Source organism: Paenibacillus sp. FSL L8-0708, from assembly GCF_038009325.1.
GTDB classification, from domain to species: domain Bacteria; phylum Bacillota; class Bacilli; order Paenibacillales; family Paenibacillaceae; genus Paenibacillus_AQ; species Paenibacillus_AQ odorifer.
Genome location: NZ_JBBPBC010000001.1, coordinates 1,245,612 through 1,261,596, shown reverse-complemented (window position 1 = coordinate 1,261,596; position 15,985 = coordinate 1,245,612). Strand labels below are relative to the sequence as shown.

Here is a 15,985-nt window from a genome sequence, read left to right as displayed (position 1 = left end):
GCTGCTCTGGCATTTCATTGGTCTTCTTTTTTATAGATTAGAGTTCTATTTGCTCACCCAAAAATCTGCGTGATGTACACCATGATCAATAATCCAAAAATAAACGAATACGTCGAAGGACGCTCATAACCATGGCCATGACTCTCCGGAATCAGCTCCTTGTAGACGATAAAGAGCATAGCTCCGGCTGCAAAAGCGAGACCATAACCCACAACATTATGCAGGTAACTGGCAGTAAAATACCCGATCACCGCAGATACCATCTCCATCAAACCGGTAAGCGTAACGATTCCTAAGGCTTTTAGCTTGCTTGTTCGCGAATTCATTAGAAAGACTGCAAGAATCAAACCTTCCGGCATATTCTGTGCGCCAATGGCAATCGCCACGGTAGGACCTAAACTGGCCTGTTCGCTGGCATAACTGAAACCTGTACTGAGGCCTTCTGGTATGTTGTGGATGAACAGCGCAATCATAACAAGCAGCGCTTTTGAATCCATATTAGTATAACCGGGCTTATTCTCCACATCGATATGTGGGATGTTATTTTCAATTAAATCAAGCAGCAGCACTCCGGTAATCAAGCCCAAGGTTAAAGCGATAATCCCCGATTCTTTGATCGATTGCGGCATGAGTCCAAACGTGGAGGCGGACACCATAATCCCCGCAGTGAAGGCTACGAGGATATCTTTCCACTTCTCGGATAACCTCTTCACGAACAGGATCGGAAATGCTCCAAGAACGGTAGCCATTGCCGATACAAAGCTGCCAATAAGCGCAGATTCCAAACCTTCAACTCCTTTGGTACAAGTCGGATAGACCAACATATGTTTCAGAAAAAATAATTATTACTTTTTCATACATTTTCAGGGTTTTTTCTGTAACTATAGACCGTTATTTTCTTAAGGTTACCGATTTTTTGATTAGAAAAATATTGAAATATACGATAATACTAATTAGGTTATCCTTAGTTTGATGGTAATATAATTCAGATTTCGATGAATTCCTCGCCCCCCCTTCGTAAACCTAAATAAAAAATGTAATATGTGGGTTGTTAATTTAAGAATATTCTAATATAATGATCCCAAAAGCCATATTTGTTAAATTTTGTAATCATTTTAAAATTTAATCTTTTTTTCCGAAATCATACTCCGTTGAGGTTAGGGAATGAAATTATGAAGAATTCACTTTTTAGAATGTTTTTTTCGATATGCCTTTTGGTTCTACTTTTTAGTATATCATACCCCTATCATCCATATCTTGAGCATGCGGACGAGGAAATACTTGTCTCAGACAATGAATTTGTTTCTACTAACAATATCAACTACGTTGAGAATGAAATGGTTAAAAAAGAAGCTGATTCGAAATAAACCTCGGATAACAATGGTTTTTCAACACTCGATGATGTTAAGAAAATGATCGGAGTTGAAAATATCAGTATTCGCAAAGCACTGAATAAAAATTGTAAAAAGCTTTGAAGAGTTTGCTCAAGGGGTTCAACAGATGGGGACAGACATGCAGGCAGAGGCACAAGGAATAAATACCTACTCCCAAATACCTGTCGGCTCATATTTTGGAGCAGGTGTTGGCAGATCCATGGTCTACAAAAACAAAAATATTGTTGGCTGCAATAAACACGATGCAAACTTGAATTCAGTTACAGCAGCTCAGTTTGCTCTTCAAAACTCTGACTGTTCTGTATCAGTAAAACTTGGTGTTATGGCTCTTCAAAATAGCCAACTCTCAATGTATAACAATAGTATTTATTGTGTTAATGAAGCCGTTAGTTCTGAGGAAACCAGTGCTGAGAATATATACTGTAATGGGAAGTCGAACATGCGTAATGGGGCTAGTAAACTCAGCCATATCAACTGCTCCTGGTTTTACGGGATCGCGCATACAGAAGAAGCACACACGCACTATTAATTTTTCATGTGAGACTAAAGATAAAGCAATGAGCTAAGAACAAGGCTCATTGCTTTCTTGTACTAACAAAACCTTGTAGATAAAGGGGAAATGAAATGAAAAAAATGATCATTGCTCTTTCAGTTGTTGGAATAGTAATGGGACTCTTTATAATTAAATCATTGTTTTTAACGGACTCTCATTCGGAACCTCTTGAACGTCTTTCCCGAATAACTAATCCAGATCAATCTGTTGCTAAAATTAAACGAGGTGCGATTACTTATTCATTGTTTGGTTCAGGGGTTGGATTATTAAAAGGCCAACAGATAGGTATTGTAGATGGAGATAAGCTTGACAAGATTTATATATTGCAAGGGTATAGCCCAGATGAATGGCTCATCGAATATTACGATGTTCTTATGTCAAATTATGATCTCTTAAAAGCGGACCATGTAACCGATATACCTTACGCTCTTGAACAGTACCGTTTGTAGTACAAGAAGAATAGGGTGGAATAATATTCGTAACAGGATCTACACACAACCACTTACCATTATTATAACTCAAACACAATAATAGTCGCTGTGATAAGCTCCCATCATAGTAGACAGTAGAAAAAACAAAAACTTCTACTGCTACAATGATGGGAGTTTTTCTAATGTCTAATAGAAGTCCAACATCTTTAAAAGTAAAATTACATGTCGTAAGGCTGTGCCTTGAGCACAAGTCAAATCCAAACTATGAGGCAAAGCAGCTAGGTCTTAGTTCACACACAGTTAGAGAATGGATTAGGAAATATAAAGCAGATGGTTTGGACGGGTTGAGGGAATCGAGAACATGGAAATCATACCCAAAGGAATTGAAGCTTGCTGCTGTTAACGAAGTGTTGTCTGGTCGTTGCTCCGTTGAAGAGGTGACAAACAAGCATTATATTTCAAGCAGAAGTGTTTTGACAAAATGGATTACCAAGTATACTAATGAGATAGAATTGAAACCTACACATACAGGAAAAGGACTATCTCATATGAACCAAGGACGTAAAACAACTTTCGAAGAACGCATTGAAATTGCATAATATACCATCGCTAATGGATTGGATTATCAGAAAGCGATTGAAAAGTACGGAGTATCTTATCAGCAAGTTTACGCATGGGTCCGGAAATATCAAGTTGGCCGCGAGGAGGCTCTTCAGGACAATCGCGGTCGCAAAAAGCCTGTAGAAGAACTAGATGAGCATGACCGCCTTAAACTACGGATTAAAGAGCTAGAAGCGCGAAATGAATACCTAGAGATGGAGAATGACTTCGCAAAAAAGTTGGCGGAGATCAAGCGACGAAATACACGCTAACCCTCGTTCGACAAGTAAACTTGTATCAAGCGATTCAAGAACTGAACAAAGAAAAAGGTCACGCAATTACGAAGTTGTGTGCGTTAGCTGGGGTTGCTCGATCTGCCTATTACAAGTGGTTAAAATGGAAAACCTCTTGCATAGAACTTGAAACTCGTGCGTTAGCGAAAGAAGTAAAGCTACGATATGACAAGCGAAAAGGGATTCTTGGCTATCGTCAAATGCGCACGCAATTAAACCGAAAGCTCAAAAAGCAGTACAACAAAAAGCGTTATTACCGAATTATGTGTGCTCTTGGGCTTAAAGCAGTCATTCGCAGAAAACGAGCGAGTTATGTGAAAGCTACGGAGATCCATGTAGTTGAAAATGTAATGAACCGTAACTTTGATGCCAATTCTCCTAATTCAAAATGGTGTACAGATGTGACTGAACTGAAGTACGGGAATGGGCGCAAAGCCTATTTGAGCGCTATTATTGATGTATATGATAATTCCATTGTCTCATGGGTATTAAGCCATTCCAACAACAATAAACTCGTGATGGATACGTTGAAGAGGGCTTACGCGAAGAATCCTGGCGTAACCCCTCTTTTACAAAGCGACAGAGGCTTCCAGTACACGTCTCATGAGTACAACCGACTTCATGTAAAATACGGATTTAAGAAAAGCATGTCTCGTGTGAGTCGGTGTTTGGACAACCAACCTATTGAGCGTTTTTGGGGTACATACAAGTCAGAAAGCTATTATCTTACAAAGTATGACACCTATGATGATGTCCTCACAGAGGTTAGCAAATATATTCACTACTACAATAATTACCGCTACACAGAGTGTTTGGATGGCTTGTCACCTAGCGAATACCGACGAGCTGCATAACGAAGATACCTCAGTTCTGGCAATACGAACTGAGGTATCTAAACTAACTATTTTTGTTTTTTACACTGTCCACTTGACAGGGAGCACTTCACTGTGAAGCGGCTTTTTATTATTATGTTATACATTTTCTGACTGGTACGTGCGCTGCAATTTATTAGCTATAGACCTATTAAATTACCTTCAGAATAAAGTTGAAACTTAGGATATTAAACCATTACAGGAGAACCAAATATGAGCTATTCCTAGCTTAGCAAACTAGGCCAACATCCCTCAACCATCGCTCGAGATCTAGGTCGCGGTTGTGAGCAGGACGGTGCGCTCAAATCGCTCAGCAACGGCACTGCAAATGAAGAGAGTTGAGCGTTCCTGTCGGTAAATACACTGCAGCTCTTGGCAAAGAGATCGACTAAAAACTAAAGGAAACGTGGTCCCCTGAACAAATTGCAGAGAAGCGCCGATCAGACGACTAAACCTTTGTGTGCTTCGTAACAATCTATCGTTGGCTCTACAAAGGACGTCTTGCCGAAGGTAACGTTTAAACGCTGCGTCATAAAGGCAAGCGACAGAAGCCTGTCGAAACACGTGGTCGCTTCCTCATCGGGACTCCCATCAGTAAGCGACCGAAAGAAGTTCGCAAACGTACAACCTTTGGCCATTGGGGACTCGATACCGTCTCAAACGGCACACTCGATGGAGATTGCGTTTGGGGTTGTGGCTAGTCAGTACCCGAACGACACATTTCAAACAGCGACGACTAACCGAGGTAAAGAATTTGCTGTGTATCTAGTCGTGGGGAAAAGCAAGGCGCATGTCGCAACCTTTATCGAATGGAAGACACGCCAGTATGTGGTATTAAAGATGCCCGAGCGTAGTACTACTGTCCTTTAATCGCCATAAAAATACACCCCTAGAATTTCATCGGACAAACCAGGGGTTTTATCCAATGTCTATTCTAAGGGGTGCACTTCAGGTTCGGTTCATACCCTAAGGAGGTCTTTGTCTCACATATCATTATCCAACTCGGTTACACCAGCTTCTTCCGGATCTTGCCGGAAATCAAATCAATAATTGTGATCATCGCAATGATACCTAGCAGTATAATCCCCACGCGGTCCCAATTCCGTGAACTGAGCGCGAAGATTAACGGTGTGCCGATCCCCCCTGCTCCAATCACACCTAAAATCGTAGCCGAACGAACGTTAATTTCGAATCTATATAAGGTATAGGATAAGAATCCCGGCAGCACCTGCGGTAACACCGCAAACCACAATACCTGCATGCGGCTGGCACCAGAAGAAATTAAAGCTTCGAGTGGACCGTTGTCGATATTCTCAATCTCATCCGCGAACAATTTGCCGAGCATGCCCACCGAATGTAGTCCCAGAGCCAGCACACCTGCAAAAGAACCCGGTCCAACAGCCTTGATGAATAACAAAGCCATAATAATCTCAGGGAAGGTTCGTATAAAGCTCAACATCAGCTTGCCGGAACCTGAAATTACCTTTCCCTTGCTCATGTTAACTGCAGCCCAAAATGCAAAAGGAATACATAAAAAGGTCGAGATAAAAGTGCCTAGGATTGAAATAGCTAACGTCTCGAGCAATCCCCGCAGGAGATCCTCCCCATCTGGTAAATAAACGAAGGCCCAGTCAGGTGAGAATATCCCGGCAAAAATTGCTTTAGTAATGATCCCGGCGGTTTCTTTGAATCCATTAAACGGCACTCCCGAAAAAGCCCAAATATATAACGCAGCTAGGGCTACATAAATCAGCCAACGAAAACGATTTTTACGGGGTTTAGGGACAAGGGTATTCCATGATTTACTCATATTAATTTCTCCCGCAGCTTAGTGCTTACATAATCAATAATCAGTACTACTGCTAATGTGAACAAGATGATGGTGCAAGTCTTATCGTATTCCAAAAAGCCTAGGGTGACTTCATAATAGTGGCCGATCCCACCCGCTCCTACCAGACCTAAAACCGCCGCAGCACGAACATTAATCTCGAAGGCATATAGGACATAAGACATAAAATGAGCCTGTACCTGTGGAATGACTCCGAACATAATGCGTTGAATCTTATTAGCCCCCACTGAAGTCATTGCTTCCAAAGGTCCTTGATCAATCGTCTCCATCGTTTCATAGGTAAGCTTGGCGATCAGCCCCAACGAAAATATCGTCAAAGCAAATATCCCAGGAAGCGCACCGAGGCCGAAAATGGCCACAAAGATAGAAGCCAACAGCAGATCGGGAATCGTGCGGATCAGGTTCAGCAGCATACGGACCGGATAATGAAGCCAACGGCTTTGCGTAATATTGCTTGCACACAACAGCGCAACCGGAACCGCAAGAATGGCACCAAACGTTGTGCCAACCAGCGCCATCCGGATCGTCTCCAGCATCGCATCTATAATGTTGTCAAAATACCCCCAGTTCGGGGGAAACATTTCCTTAAGCAAATCAAGCATATTCGGCAGACCGGAAATCAGCTCTCTGAAGGATGAATCGGTTAAGACAGCACTTCTCCACAGTAATACTACTAATATAATGGCTGTAAAATAATGTTTTATCTTTCTTGGCGGTTTGGGATGTAGCTTCTCTGCATTCACACTCATCTCACACGCCTCCGAGTACAGGCTCACCCAACAACTCATCCTGATGAATCGGTCTGCCGTAAATCTCCGCAAACCTCTCATCGGTTGCCTCTGATACAGGACCATCGAAGACAACCTCTCCTGCCCGGAGCCCGATAATCCGGGTAGCGTATTCTCTAGCCAGATCAATAAAATGCAAATTCACAATGGTCGTAATCCCGAGTTCCATATTAATCTTCTTTAGATCATCCATAACCTGCTTGGTTGTGAGCGGATCTAGTGAAGCTACAGGTTCATCTGCGAGGATAATCTGTGCCTCCTGCGCAAGAACACGGGCAATAGCTACACGTTGCTGCTGACCTCCAGATAGCTGATCTGCACGTGTATAGGCCTTCTCGGCGATATTTACCCGATCAAGGGATTCGAAGGCTAAATCGATATCCTTTTGTGGGAATCTGCCAAGTATCGTCCGCAGTGTGGAATGATAGCCCACCCGTCCTGCCAAAACATTACGAAGCACAGTCGTACGTTTCACTAAGTTGAAGCTTTGGAAGATCATTCCGATATTCCTACGGATCATTCGTAGCCGGCTTCCTTTTGCATTCGTAATGGACTGTCCGTTAATAAGAATATTACCTTCGGAAATATCATGAAGCCGGTTAATGGAACGCAGCAAGGTCGACTTCCCTGCTCCCGAAAGACCAACAATAGCTACAAATTCTCCGGCTGGAATGGTCAGGTTAATGTTGTTTAATCCTTTGGTTCCGTTTAGATACGTTTTGGATACATTACGAAGCTCTATCATGAAATCATCCCTTTATGTGTTTTCGTATATTCGTATAAAAGAGATAGCCAGATCCGGGGGGGAATCCGGAGCTGGCTATCCTTAATGCCTGTTATACACCAACATCGTTGTATCCTTGAACGGCCTGTTCTACTCTGTTTTTACTTTACTGTTGTATTCGCGAACAATGTCAAAGTTGCTGTCTTGTGATTTCACATAACCTTCATGAGAGTAAATGTCTTTGATAATCTCATGGCCTTCTGTGTCAGCTGCGATATCAATGAATGCCTGCTGGATTTTTTCAATCCATTCTTTATTCATATCTGAACGGACCGAAATCGTATCGTTAGGAATTTTATCAGTAAAGGCGAGAACTTGAGTATCTTCAAATACTTTTGGATAATCCTTAACGACCGTGTTCCGGGCATCTTGGAAAATAGCTGCTGCATCTACGTCACCATTCAGCACAGCAAGCACGCCTTGATCATGACCTTTAACCGTAATGGCTTGTACATCCTTCAGCGGATCAAGTCCCGCATCCATAAGCGTTGCAGCCGGCCATACAAATCCTGCAGAGGATGTAACGTTTTGATAGGCAATTTTTTTACCTTTCAAATCGGCAACCGATTTGATCGCAGAATCTTTCTTGACGATAATCATAGATTTATAGAAATCCGCTAATTCATCTGTTGGACCACCGGTTTCATCATTTACACCAAAACGTTGAGCCTGAAGAATAACCTCAGCTGCTCCTTTTTCTTTAGCTAACACGTAAGCAGTTGGAGGAAGGAAACCTACATCCACTTTTTTAGAGGCCATAGCTTCGATAACGGTGTTGTAATCAGTAGAGACACTTACTTCTACAGGAATACCGAGCTTGTCGCCCAGTAATTTTTCAAGAGGTTTCGCTTTAGCTTCGAGCGTATCTGCATTTTGAGAAGGAACAAATTGTACAGTAAGCTTCTCTGGAACATAACCCTCTGCTACAGGAGCTGCCGTTTCCTTCGGTGCATTTGCCCCGTCCGTCGATCCTTGGTTTGCATTATTTGTAGTGTTGTTAGCGCCACAACCACTAAGCAATGTAATAGACATCATTAGCGGCAATACGAATTTACTGATTTTTCTCAAACGAAAGACCTCCACTGTTTTCTATTTTTATTTTTGAGTACTTCTAAACTATAGATGTGTTTTATTAAATCAATAGCAACCAAGCATCAAATATATGTAAAATTTATTCCAATCTCTTAAAGTTAGCAAATTATCTGCTAGAATGAGGTCTGAACTTATTATCAGGAGGGGCTACCTATGAATAAAGAGAATTCAATAACCTGTGAAATCCTCGTAACAAGTGATCTACATGGACATTTTGGGCCCGTCGATTACCGCACGGGGGAGAAACGACCAGCAGGCTTAGCAACAATTGCTACCCTCATTAAACAAGAAAGATCCCATACTCCTGAGCTGATCCTTATAGATAACGGCGATCTTATTCAAGGCACACCGTTAACTTATTATGCAGCTACACATTATAGTAATGAGCTGAATCCGGGCATAGCTGCACTAAATGAATTGAAATATGACGCTGCAATTATTGGCAACCATGAATTCAATTTTGGCAAAACTCTGCTGAATAAAGCCGTTCAGGATTCCCGCTTTCCTTGGTTATCAGCTGGAATTATAGATAACACGACAAATCAACCCGCCTTTGGTAAACCCTATATCATCAAATGGGTAGATAAAATCAAAGTAGCCGTTCTAGGGGTTACGACGCATTACATCCCCCACTGGGAGAACCCTAGCCATATTGAAGGGCTTCAATTTGAGGATTCGCTAGAGACTGTAAAGCATTGGTGTGCCATTATACGGGCAGAAGAGCAGCCTGATCTGCTCGTTGTAGCTTACCACGGCGGATTCGAACGCGATCTAAGCAGTGGAGAACCTGTAGAAAGACTAACGGGGGAGAATCAAGCCTACGCCATGTGTACAGAGGTAGAGGGCATAGATGTGTTAATTACCGGACATCAGCACCGCTCCATAGCTGGGGAGTTGAACGGTGTTACAATCATACAACCTGGTTGTAATGGACTTTCCCTCGGTAAAATTTCGGTTATTTTCCAAAAAGAAAATACACACTGGAAGATTCAGCGTAAACATGCCGAGCTCCTTAACGTTAATGAGACAACAGCTGCTGATGATATAATCCTAGAGCTGAACAGTACTCTTGAATCAGAAACACAAACCTGGCTGGATGAGAGAATAGGAACGGTTATCGGGGATCTGTCTATTTCCAGTGCTGATGAATGCCGCTTAGCTGACCACCCTTTTATAGAATTTATGAATAAGGTACAAATGGAGGCTGCTGGCGTAGATATTTCTACAGCAGCCTTACTCAGTAACGATTGTAAGGGTTTCAGCGATACCATCACACGCAGAGACATTTTATCCAACTTCATATATCCCAACACCTTAACCGTCCTAAGACTGACAGGACAAGATATTAGAGAGGCCTTAGAACAAACTGCTAACTATTTCCAACAAGACGAGAACGGAATAATAGTCGTTAACCCCGCCTACAACGAGCCTAAACCGCAGCATTACAATTATGATATGTGGGAAGGAATACAATACGAGCTTGATACCGCTAGATCTGCAGGCGAAAGAGTCCTCCATCTGCTGTACCGAGGACAGCCTATAGAGGACTCTAAAGAATATGAGGTTGTTATGAACAATTATAGAGCCAGCGGTGGCGGAGATTATGAGATGTATAAGGGTAAGCCGATTGTTCAAGAAATTATGATCGACATATCTGAAATTGTCACGGACTACATTGAAAAGCATGGCCAAATTGAAGCTACCTGTGACCATAATTGGAGAGTTGTTTAGGCTTTAGCGATGAACACCCCAATGTCGCTCTCTATCAGCTTCAACGCACTTCTCCAGAAGTCGACGGAGTGAACATCTAGATCCATTGTTTTTGCTACATCAACAATATTATGTTTGCTCGTATCCCTAAGGAACTGGCGATACTTAGGGGCGAACTCTTCGCCCCTCTTTAAATATTCCGCGTACAGCCCTTTAGAGAATAACAAACCAAAGGAATACGGAAAATTCAAAAATTCATTACTAGCCATAAAATATCCAGCTTTGTTCATCCACATGTACGGATGGATTGTACCCGGGTCAATGCCCTCACCATAGGCTTCCACCATACAGGCAATCATCAATTCATTTAGCTCTTGAACAGACAGCGGGCCTAATGCTCTTCTCTCATATAATTTGATCTCAAATAAATAACGGGCATAAAAGTCTACAAGATAATAACCGGCATCAGAAATACTTCTCTCCAGAATAAGCAGAGCTTCCTTCTCCGTTGAATTTGTAATTATGGCATGGTTCACTATCGTCTCACAAAAAATCGAAGCCGTTTCAGCAATCGGAATCGGGTAATCCGTATTCAGCATCGTTTCATTAGCCAGACAGGAGCTATGATAGGCATGGCCGAGCTCATGGGCAAGGATACTAATATCTATGGCATTTCCGGTGAACTGGGTCATAATTCTGCTCTCGCCAATCGGAAAAATATCAATGCAAAGTCCATACCCCCCTTTGCCTGATCTAGGTTCTGCATCAATCCATTGCTGATCAAAAGCCTTCTGAGCAAAACAAGACAGTTCCTCACTAAAGGTTGCGAAGCTCGAGATGATTGTATCTTTGGCGTTAGCGTATGTAATTTTCCCGTTTTCTACACCGACTGGTGCAAAAATATCGTAAAAAGGCAGCTTTGCCGGATGTCCCAGCAGCTCGGCTTTCTTTTTATAATAGGTATGAAAGGCTGGCAGGCTCTCCCGAAGAGCAGTGAGCATAGCGGCTAAAGTCTCACTGTCCATTCTCGAAGCGATTAACACTTTTTCCAGAGAAGATTGATAACCCCGCATGCCATAAATCGTCACCGCCTCACCACTAATGCCATTTAAGCTGGCTGCGCAGACCTCAGCAATAAGACTACAGGCTTCTGCCTCTGCTTCATAAGCAGCTTTTCTTAAGCTGGCATTATTCTCATAAGCCATACTTCTTAGCTCCGCAAGTGTCACTTGTCTAGTTTCCCCATCTACCACTAAATCTGCAAGTGCACTTGAAGTCCTCTCCATATACAGTCTGCTCCATGCTTTGGATCCTGTACTCTGCATTTTGGCTATAGCCATTTCAAGTTCTTCGCTTAACTCATAGCGGGATTGTAACAGGAGTTCTCGCAAATAAAATTGATGCTCCATTAGATAAGGTGAGCTAACGATAAGCTCATCCATATGATCACAAGTGCTAAACCAGCGCTTAAAAGCCACAACTACCCCTATGATTTCTGAATTGGCCTCCTCAATATCATCAGCAAGATTCATGGCTTCCTCGTAGCAACTATCTGCGCTGAGTGTTAACTCTGCATAAGCTAACAAGCATACATATATGCTTTTATAATCATTATAAATTCTTAAAAAGCCCTCCACAGACATGGCTGTAACGTCTTTTACTTTCAAATGGTGCTCAGCCCACCGCTTTAAATCTTGTATATGCTGGTCCAGTAGCTTGCGATCCCTTTTTAACTGCTCCGATTCAAAGGAAGGATATAAACTATCTAAGTTCCATGTCATATTCATCCGCAAATCTCTCCCCCTTCGATTCCTATTCTTCTAAGCATAATCCATCCTGCCAGAAAAGTGCATCGACATAATGTACTTCTTCTCTTCATACACAAAAAAAGGACCCTGCCAACGTCCGGCAGGGTCAAAGTCTATATTATAAGGGGGTTATGTGATTACTATAACCCTCTTAGCTTAAAATAATATGAATAGTAGATAAAGATTGGCTTAATCTCCGAACCCTATTGACTTAAGGTTGATGGATTCACTCTAGCCTTGTTAATCTGAATTCCCACATACACGATAAGGAACAACACCATAAACCCAGCCGAATAACGATACATTATCCCATAATCAGTTGCTGCCGAGATTGCCCCCAGAATAATGGCTCCGCTGGCTACACCCAAATCCGTTGAGTTATAGAACATACTGTTGGCCATACCATATTGTGCTGGAGTTGAGGTGCGAAGCATCCAAGCCTGGATCGTTGGCTGAATAGCGCCGAAGCCAAGTCCATATAGCAGTGCAGAAACGATGAGCATTGGCATAGAGGTAGTATAAGAAAGCACAGTTAAGCTTGCAACGACGCAAACCGCCGCCGGGATTAGGACAGAAGCTGGTCCTCTTTTATCAAATAATCTGCCGGAGATAGGTCTTATAATGATGATCGTAACCGCATTAAATAAAAAGAACAAACCCACTTGCTCCAGATGAACTGATTCGCCGAATAAAGCGATAAAGCTTAGCAATCCCCCGTAGGTAATTGCCAACATGACGTTTAGAATGGCGGGCAATACTAACTTTGTATTAAATGGAACCTTGAGAGGTTTGGTGGATTCGCTTTGAGTTGGGGTAGGCTTTTTTTTCGGTTGCGCTGGAAGTGAACGAGAAAATAAAAGTACTGGAAAGGCAAGAAGTAAGGTTACCATACCGATCATAGCCAGTGTTCCAAAACCCGATTGTTTCATCACATTCAAACCAATCATTGGACCGATCGACATCGCCAGGCTGGTAGATAAACCGAAATATCCTATCCCTTCACCCATTCTTTTGCTCGGAATAATCTGCGAAACAATCGTTGGAATAATCGTGCTGGCAATCCCGAATCCAATCCCATAGCCCACACGCATCAGCAGCAGCGAGCCAATGGAATCTGCTACAACATAAAGGCCGGTAATAGCGGCGGCAATTACTAAACCAATATATAATAATACATTGCGGCTAACCTTCCGCATCAGAAAAGCGGTCATAAAACGTGAAGCGATCGCAGTTAATGCAAAGACGCTGGTAACGAGGCTGACCATGATATCTCCGGCCTGAAATTCGCTTTTTACGTAAGACGGAAATGAAGATAACAGCATCTGTAAATTCATAAATAAAAATAAAGCACTAATCGTTAAAGCAATAAAAGATTTGGTCCATAATTTCGTACGTAGTTCTTGTTGTTCTAACATAACTTGCCTTCCTACTCTCCATCTGTTATTTGATCTACATGATTGTTTATTCTTAGCAGCAATTCCATGAGCAACTCATATTCCTTACTAGAAATACAGTTCATAATCTCTTCTGTCACCTTATCTTCAATAGGAACGGTTTCCTTCACCAGAGACCTTCCTTTTTCCGTAATATAGACTTTAAAAGAACGCCGATCGTTCTCGCCGGTTCTTTTGTAGATCAGTCCCTTTCCTTCCAAATGATCCAGAATTCGCGTTGTAGTTGGCTTATCCTTACCAGAGCGCTTAGCAATGTCCTTCTGAATCAAACCTTCCGTTCTGTCAATATGAAAAAGGACTGACCATTGCTCCGGTGTTATATCATGTTCTTTCAGCCCACTTTGAAATAACATGCTTAATTTACGATAAGTCGTGCCCATCATAAATCCTAACGTAAGCTCGGATTGGTTATGCTTTGTCGTCATGATCGTATCCCTTCTCAATTAACACTGTTTTAATAGTTGCTTAAACAATTATATTCCTAACAACTAATTTTGTAAAGGTGAAGCAAAGCTATAAACTAACTATTATAAAGTTGCTTGACAAAGCACACTATGTGCGGTATTATTATCTCATCTTAAAGATACTTAACTTAAAGACAACCAGAGTTTACTACTCTTGAGATAAATAATTTTTAAAGGTTGTGTACTTCATGGGATTTCTAGACAAACTATTTGGTAGAACAAAATTTGAGGAGGAACAAACAATGTCAAAATTAAACATCGGTATTATTCTTGGAAGTACTCGTCAAGGTCGTTTAAGCCCGCAAGTAGGAGAATGGGTTAAAAAGATTGCGGATGCACGCGGGGATGCTAATTATGAGATCATAGATATTGCAGATTTCAAGCTTCCACTATTGGGTGAGGCTGATGCAACTGAACAAGCAACAGCATGGAACACTAAACTTGCTACACTAGACGGTTTCGTATTTATCGTACAAGAATATAATCATAGTATTTCTGCATCACTGAAAAATGCGCTCGATTATGCCCGTGAAGCTTGGAATAATAAAGCAGCAGGTATCGTAAGTTATGGTTCCGTAGGGGGCGCTCGTGCAGCTGAACATCTACGCGGAATCTTGGGAGAACTATCTGTAGCAGACGTTCGTGTACACCCTGCATTGTCACTGTTCACTGATTTCGAGAACGGAACTGTGTTTAAACCGGCGGATCTGCATCTTACCAATCTTAATGGGATGCTGGATCAAGTCTTGGCTTGGAGTGGCGCATTGAAAACTCTACGTTAAGCTAGAACGCCTTACCCCTCTGTTATGTTATGAAGTACACCCTTTAGAATAGACATTTGATAAACCTTTGGTTTGTCCAGTCGATTCTAGCGGGTGTATTTTTTATGTGTGACGAAATGAGCACCCTGTGTAGAATCTAATCTGGTATAATCGGCGGGGATTTTAATCTACAGCAAGGAGCAATGATCATGTGGTTTATGTTTGCATTATTAACAGCCTTCGCTTGGGGAGGGGCTGACTTATTTTATAAAAAGGGGACCGATAGTCAGGATCGGTATAGCCATATTAAGATTGTCATTATCGTGGGGATAGTCATGGGTATTCACGCAACAGCTTATATGCTCATTCAAGGATTAACCTTTGATCCTATGGACTTAATCCGATATTTCCCTGTGTCTGCACTCTATATCCTGTCGATGACAGTTGGTTATATTGGACTTAGATATATTGAGTTATCCATTGCCTCCCCCGTACAAAATTCATCAGGCGCTGTAACGACGATATTATTATTTATCTTTTTCACCCATGAGCTAGGGGCGCTTGAAATCGTTGGTGTTGCCGTTATCACCTTGGGCATTATCGGGATCGCCATCTTGGAAAAGAAAGCAGAACACCAAGCGCTTCAAAAAAGTGCCGCACAGATTGATAAAAAATATCAGATTGGTGTGATCGCCATCATTTTTCCAATCCTATACTGCCTAATCGATGGACTTGGCACCTTTGCCGATGCTATTTATTTGGATGAACTCAGCCTGATTAGCGAAAAAGCAGCTCTGCTCGCGTATGAATACACCTTCTTTATATGTGCCATCTTGTCTTTTACATACCTGAAATTTTTAAAAAAGGTAAAGTTCAACCTATTTAAAGAACGGGATAAGGGCTTCGCAGCCATTCTGGAAACGACCGGACAATTCTTCTACGTATTTGCTATGTCCAGCAACGCGATTATCGCGGCACCACTTATTGCTTCATACAGCATTTTTTCCGTAATATTATCGCGAATCTTCCTCAAAGAAAAACTAAGCAAGGCACAATATGCCGTTATTATCGTTGTGATTCTAGGGATTGCTTTGTTGGGGGTTGCGGACGAGCTGTAGCTTCGGTACACAAA

General features: G+C 42.0%; 16 protein-coding genes and 1 pseudogene. 9 read left to right on the top strand and 8 right to left on the bottom strand.

Annotated features, from left to right (window positions below):
- Positions 1-53: 53 nt before the first annotated feature.
- Positions 54-785 carry a ZIP family metal transporter gene (locus tag NYE58_RS05605; protein ID WP_036676473.1) on the bottom strand — a complete coding sequence of 244 codons (732 nt, stop codon included), beginning with the start codon at positions 783-785 and terminating at the stop codon, positions 54-56.
- A gap of 715 nt (positions 786-1,500) precedes the next feature.
- On the opposite strand from NYE58_RS05605, the gene NYE58_RS05600 reads away from it, so the two are divergent.
- The 6 genes and pseudogenes from NYE58_RS05600 to NYE58_RS37435 all read left to right on the top strand — a co-directional run.
- Positions 1,501-1,923: a hypothetical protein gene (locus NYE58_RS05600; protein WP_076104707.1), complete on the top strand. Its 423-nt coding sequence runs from the start codon at positions 1,501-1,503 to the stop codon at positions 1,921-1,923.
- A gap of 95 nt (positions 1,924-2,018) precedes the next feature.
- Positions 2,019-2,396 carry a hypothetical protein gene (locus tag NYE58_RS05595; RefSeq protein ID WP_076145528.1) on the top strand — a complete coding sequence of 126 codons (378 nt, stop codon included), beginning with the start codon at positions 2,019-2,021 and terminating at the stop codon, positions 2,394-2,396.
- Between the two features lie 164 nt (positions 2,397-2,560).
- Positions 2,561-2,977, top strand: coding sequence for a helix-turn-helix domain-containing protein (locus NYE58_RS05590; protein WP_341001270.1), 417 nt, complete (start codon positions 2,561-2,563; stop codon positions 2,975-2,977).
- Positions 2,978-2,995: 18 nt separating this feature from the next.
- The gene (locus NYE58_RS05585) at positions 2,996-3,250 is read left to right on the top strand and encodes a helix-turn-helix domain-containing protein (RefSeq protein WP_341001269.1); all 255 of its coding nucleotides are present in this window, start codon (positions 2,996-2,998) and stop codon (positions 3,248-3,250) included.
- Positions 3,251-3,270: 20 nt separating this feature from the next.
- Complete coding sequence (locus NYE58_RS05580; protein ID WP_341001268.1) at positions 3,271-4,125, top strand: IS3 family transposase; 855 nt, start codon at positions 3,271-3,273, stop codon at positions 4,123-4,125.
- A gap of 252 nt (positions 4,126-4,377) precedes the next feature.
- Positions 4,378-4,908 (top strand): annotated as a pseudogene (locus tag NYE58_RS37435) (IS30 family transposase); the annotation flags it as partial.
- A 241-nt stretch (positions 4,909-5,149) separates the two neighbouring features.
- On the opposite strand, the gene phnE (NYE58_RS05570) reads toward NYE58_RS37435, so the two are convergent.
- The 4 genes from phnE (NYE58_RS05570) to NYE58_RS05555 form a co-directional block, all read right to left on the bottom strand.
- Positions 5,150-5,953, bottom strand: a complete 804-nt coding sequence (gene phnE, locus NYE58_RS05570; protein WP_036676480.1) for a phosphonate ABC transporter, permease protein PhnE — start codon at positions 5,951-5,953, stop codon at positions 5,150-5,152.
- Positions 5,950-6,741 carry a phosphonate ABC transporter, permease protein PhnE gene (gene phnE / locus NYE58_RS05565; RefSeq protein ID WP_340888748.1) on the bottom strand — a complete coding sequence of 264 codons (792 nt, stop codon included), beginning with the start codon at positions 6,739-6,741 and terminating at the stop codon, positions 5,950-5,952. Before phnE (NYE58_RS05565) ends, phnE (NYE58_RS05570) begins: the two co-directional genes overlap by 4 nt.
- A gap of 1 nt (position 6,742) precedes the next feature.
- Entirely contained in the window at positions 6,743-7,525 is a 783-nt protein-coding gene (phnC, locus tag NYE58_RS05560) for a phosphonate ABC transporter ATP-binding protein (protein WP_038568965.1), read from the bottom strand.
- Between the two features lie 129 nt (positions 7,526-7,654).
- Positions 7,655-8,632, bottom strand: coding sequence for a phosphate/phosphite/phosphonate ABC transporter substrate-binding protein (locus NYE58_RS05555; protein WP_038568963.1), 978 nt, complete (start codon positions 8,630-8,632; stop codon positions 7,655-7,657).
- 177 nt (positions 8,633-8,809) lie between these two features.
- On the opposite strand from NYE58_RS05555, the gene NYE58_RS05550 reads away from it, so the two are divergent.
- Positions 8,810-10,387: a bifunctional metallophosphatase/5'-nucleotidase gene (locus NYE58_RS05550; protein ID WP_340888743.1), complete on the top strand. Its 1,578-nt coding sequence runs from the start codon at positions 8,810-8,812 to the stop codon at positions 10,385-10,387.
- On the opposite strand, the gene NYE58_RS05545 is transcribed toward NYE58_RS05550, so the two are convergent.
- The 3 genes from NYE58_RS05545 to NYE58_RS05535 form a co-directional block, all read right to left on the bottom strand.
- Entirely contained in the window at positions 10,384-12,153 is a 1,770-nt protein-coding gene (locus NYE58_RS05545; RefSeq protein WP_341001267.1) for a M3 family oligoendopeptidase, read from the bottom strand. The genes NYE58_RS05550 and NYE58_RS05545 overlap by 4 nt on opposite strands.
- A 224-nt stretch (positions 12,154-12,377) precedes the next feature.
- Positions 12,378-13,589: an MFS transporter gene (locus tag NYE58_RS05540; protein ID WP_076220506.1), complete on the bottom strand. Its 1,212-nt coding sequence runs from the start codon at positions 13,587-13,589 to the stop codon at positions 12,378-12,380.
- Positions 13,590-13,600: 11 nt separating this feature from the next.
- Positions 13,601-14,053: a MarR family winged helix-turn-helix transcriptional regulator gene (locus NYE58_RS05535; protein WP_036676493.1), complete on the bottom strand. Its 453-nt coding sequence runs from the start codon at positions 14,051-14,053 to the stop codon at positions 13,601-13,603.
- A 281-nt stretch (positions 14,054-14,334) separates the two neighbouring features.
- Between NYE58_RS05535 and NYE58_RS05530 the strand changes: the two genes are divergently transcribed.
- Entirely contained in the window at positions 14,335-14,874 is a 540-nt protein-coding gene (locus NYE58_RS05530) for an NADPH-dependent FMN reductase (RefSeq protein ID WP_036676495.1), read from the top strand.
- Between the two features lie 188 nt (positions 14,875-15,062).
- Positions 15,063-15,971, top strand: coding sequence for an EamA family transporter (locus tag NYE58_RS05525; protein WP_341001266.1), 909 nt, complete (start codon positions 15,063-15,065; stop codon positions 15,969-15,971).
- Positions 15,972-15,985: the final 14 nt, after the last annotated feature.

What these genes read in the sequence shown, in the direction of transcription:
- NYE58_RS05600 (WP_076104707.1), top strand. Translation starts at nt 1,501, where the DNA reads ATGGGGACAGACATGCAGGCAGAGGCACAAGGAATAAATACCTACTCC.
- NYE58_RS05595 (WP_076145528.1), top strand. Translation starts at nt 2,019, where the DNA reads ATGAAAAAAATGATCATTGCTCTTTCAGTTGTTGGAATAGTAATGGGA.
- NYE58_RS05590 (WP_341001270.1), top strand. Translation starts at nt 2,561, where the DNA reads ATGTCTAATAGAAGTCCAACATCTTTAAAAGTAAAATTACATGTCGTA.
- phnE (WP_036676480.1), bottom strand. Translation starts at nt 5,953, where the DNA reads ATGAGTAAATCATGGAATACCCTTGTCCCTAAACCCCGTAAAAATCGT.
- phnE (WP_340888748.1), bottom strand. Translation starts at nt 6,741, where the DNA reads ATGAGTGTGAATGCAGAGAAGCTACATCCCAAACCGCCAAGAAAGATA.
- phnC (WP_038568965.1), bottom strand. Translation starts at nt 7,525, where the DNA reads ATGATAGAGCTTCGTAATGTATCCAAAACGTATCTAAACGGAACCAAA.
- NYE58_RS05550 (WP_340888743.1), top strand. Translation starts at nt 8,810, where the DNA reads ATGAATAAAGAGAATTCAATAACCTGTGAAATCCTCGTAACAAGTGAT.
- NYE58_RS05545 (WP_341001267.1), bottom strand. Translation starts at nt 12,153, where the DNA reads ATGAATATGACATGGAACTTAGATAGTTTATATCCTTCCTTTGAATCG.
- NYE58_RS05540 (WP_076220506.1), bottom strand. Translation starts at nt 13,589, where the DNA reads ATGTTAGAACAACAAGAACTACGTACGAAATTATGGACCAAATCTTTT.
- NYE58_RS05535 (WP_036676493.1), bottom strand. Translation starts at nt 14,053, where the DNA reads ATGACGACAAAGCATAACCAATCCGAGCTTACGTTAGGATTTATGATG.
- NYE58_RS05530 (WP_036676495.1), top strand. Translation starts at nt 14,335, where the DNA reads ATGTCAAAATTAAACATCGGTATTATTCTTGGAAGTACTCGTCAAGGT.
- NYE58_RS05525 (WP_341001266.1), top strand. Translation starts at nt 15,063, where the DNA reads ATGTGGTTTATGTTTGCATTATTAACAGCCTTCGCTTGGGGAGGGGCT.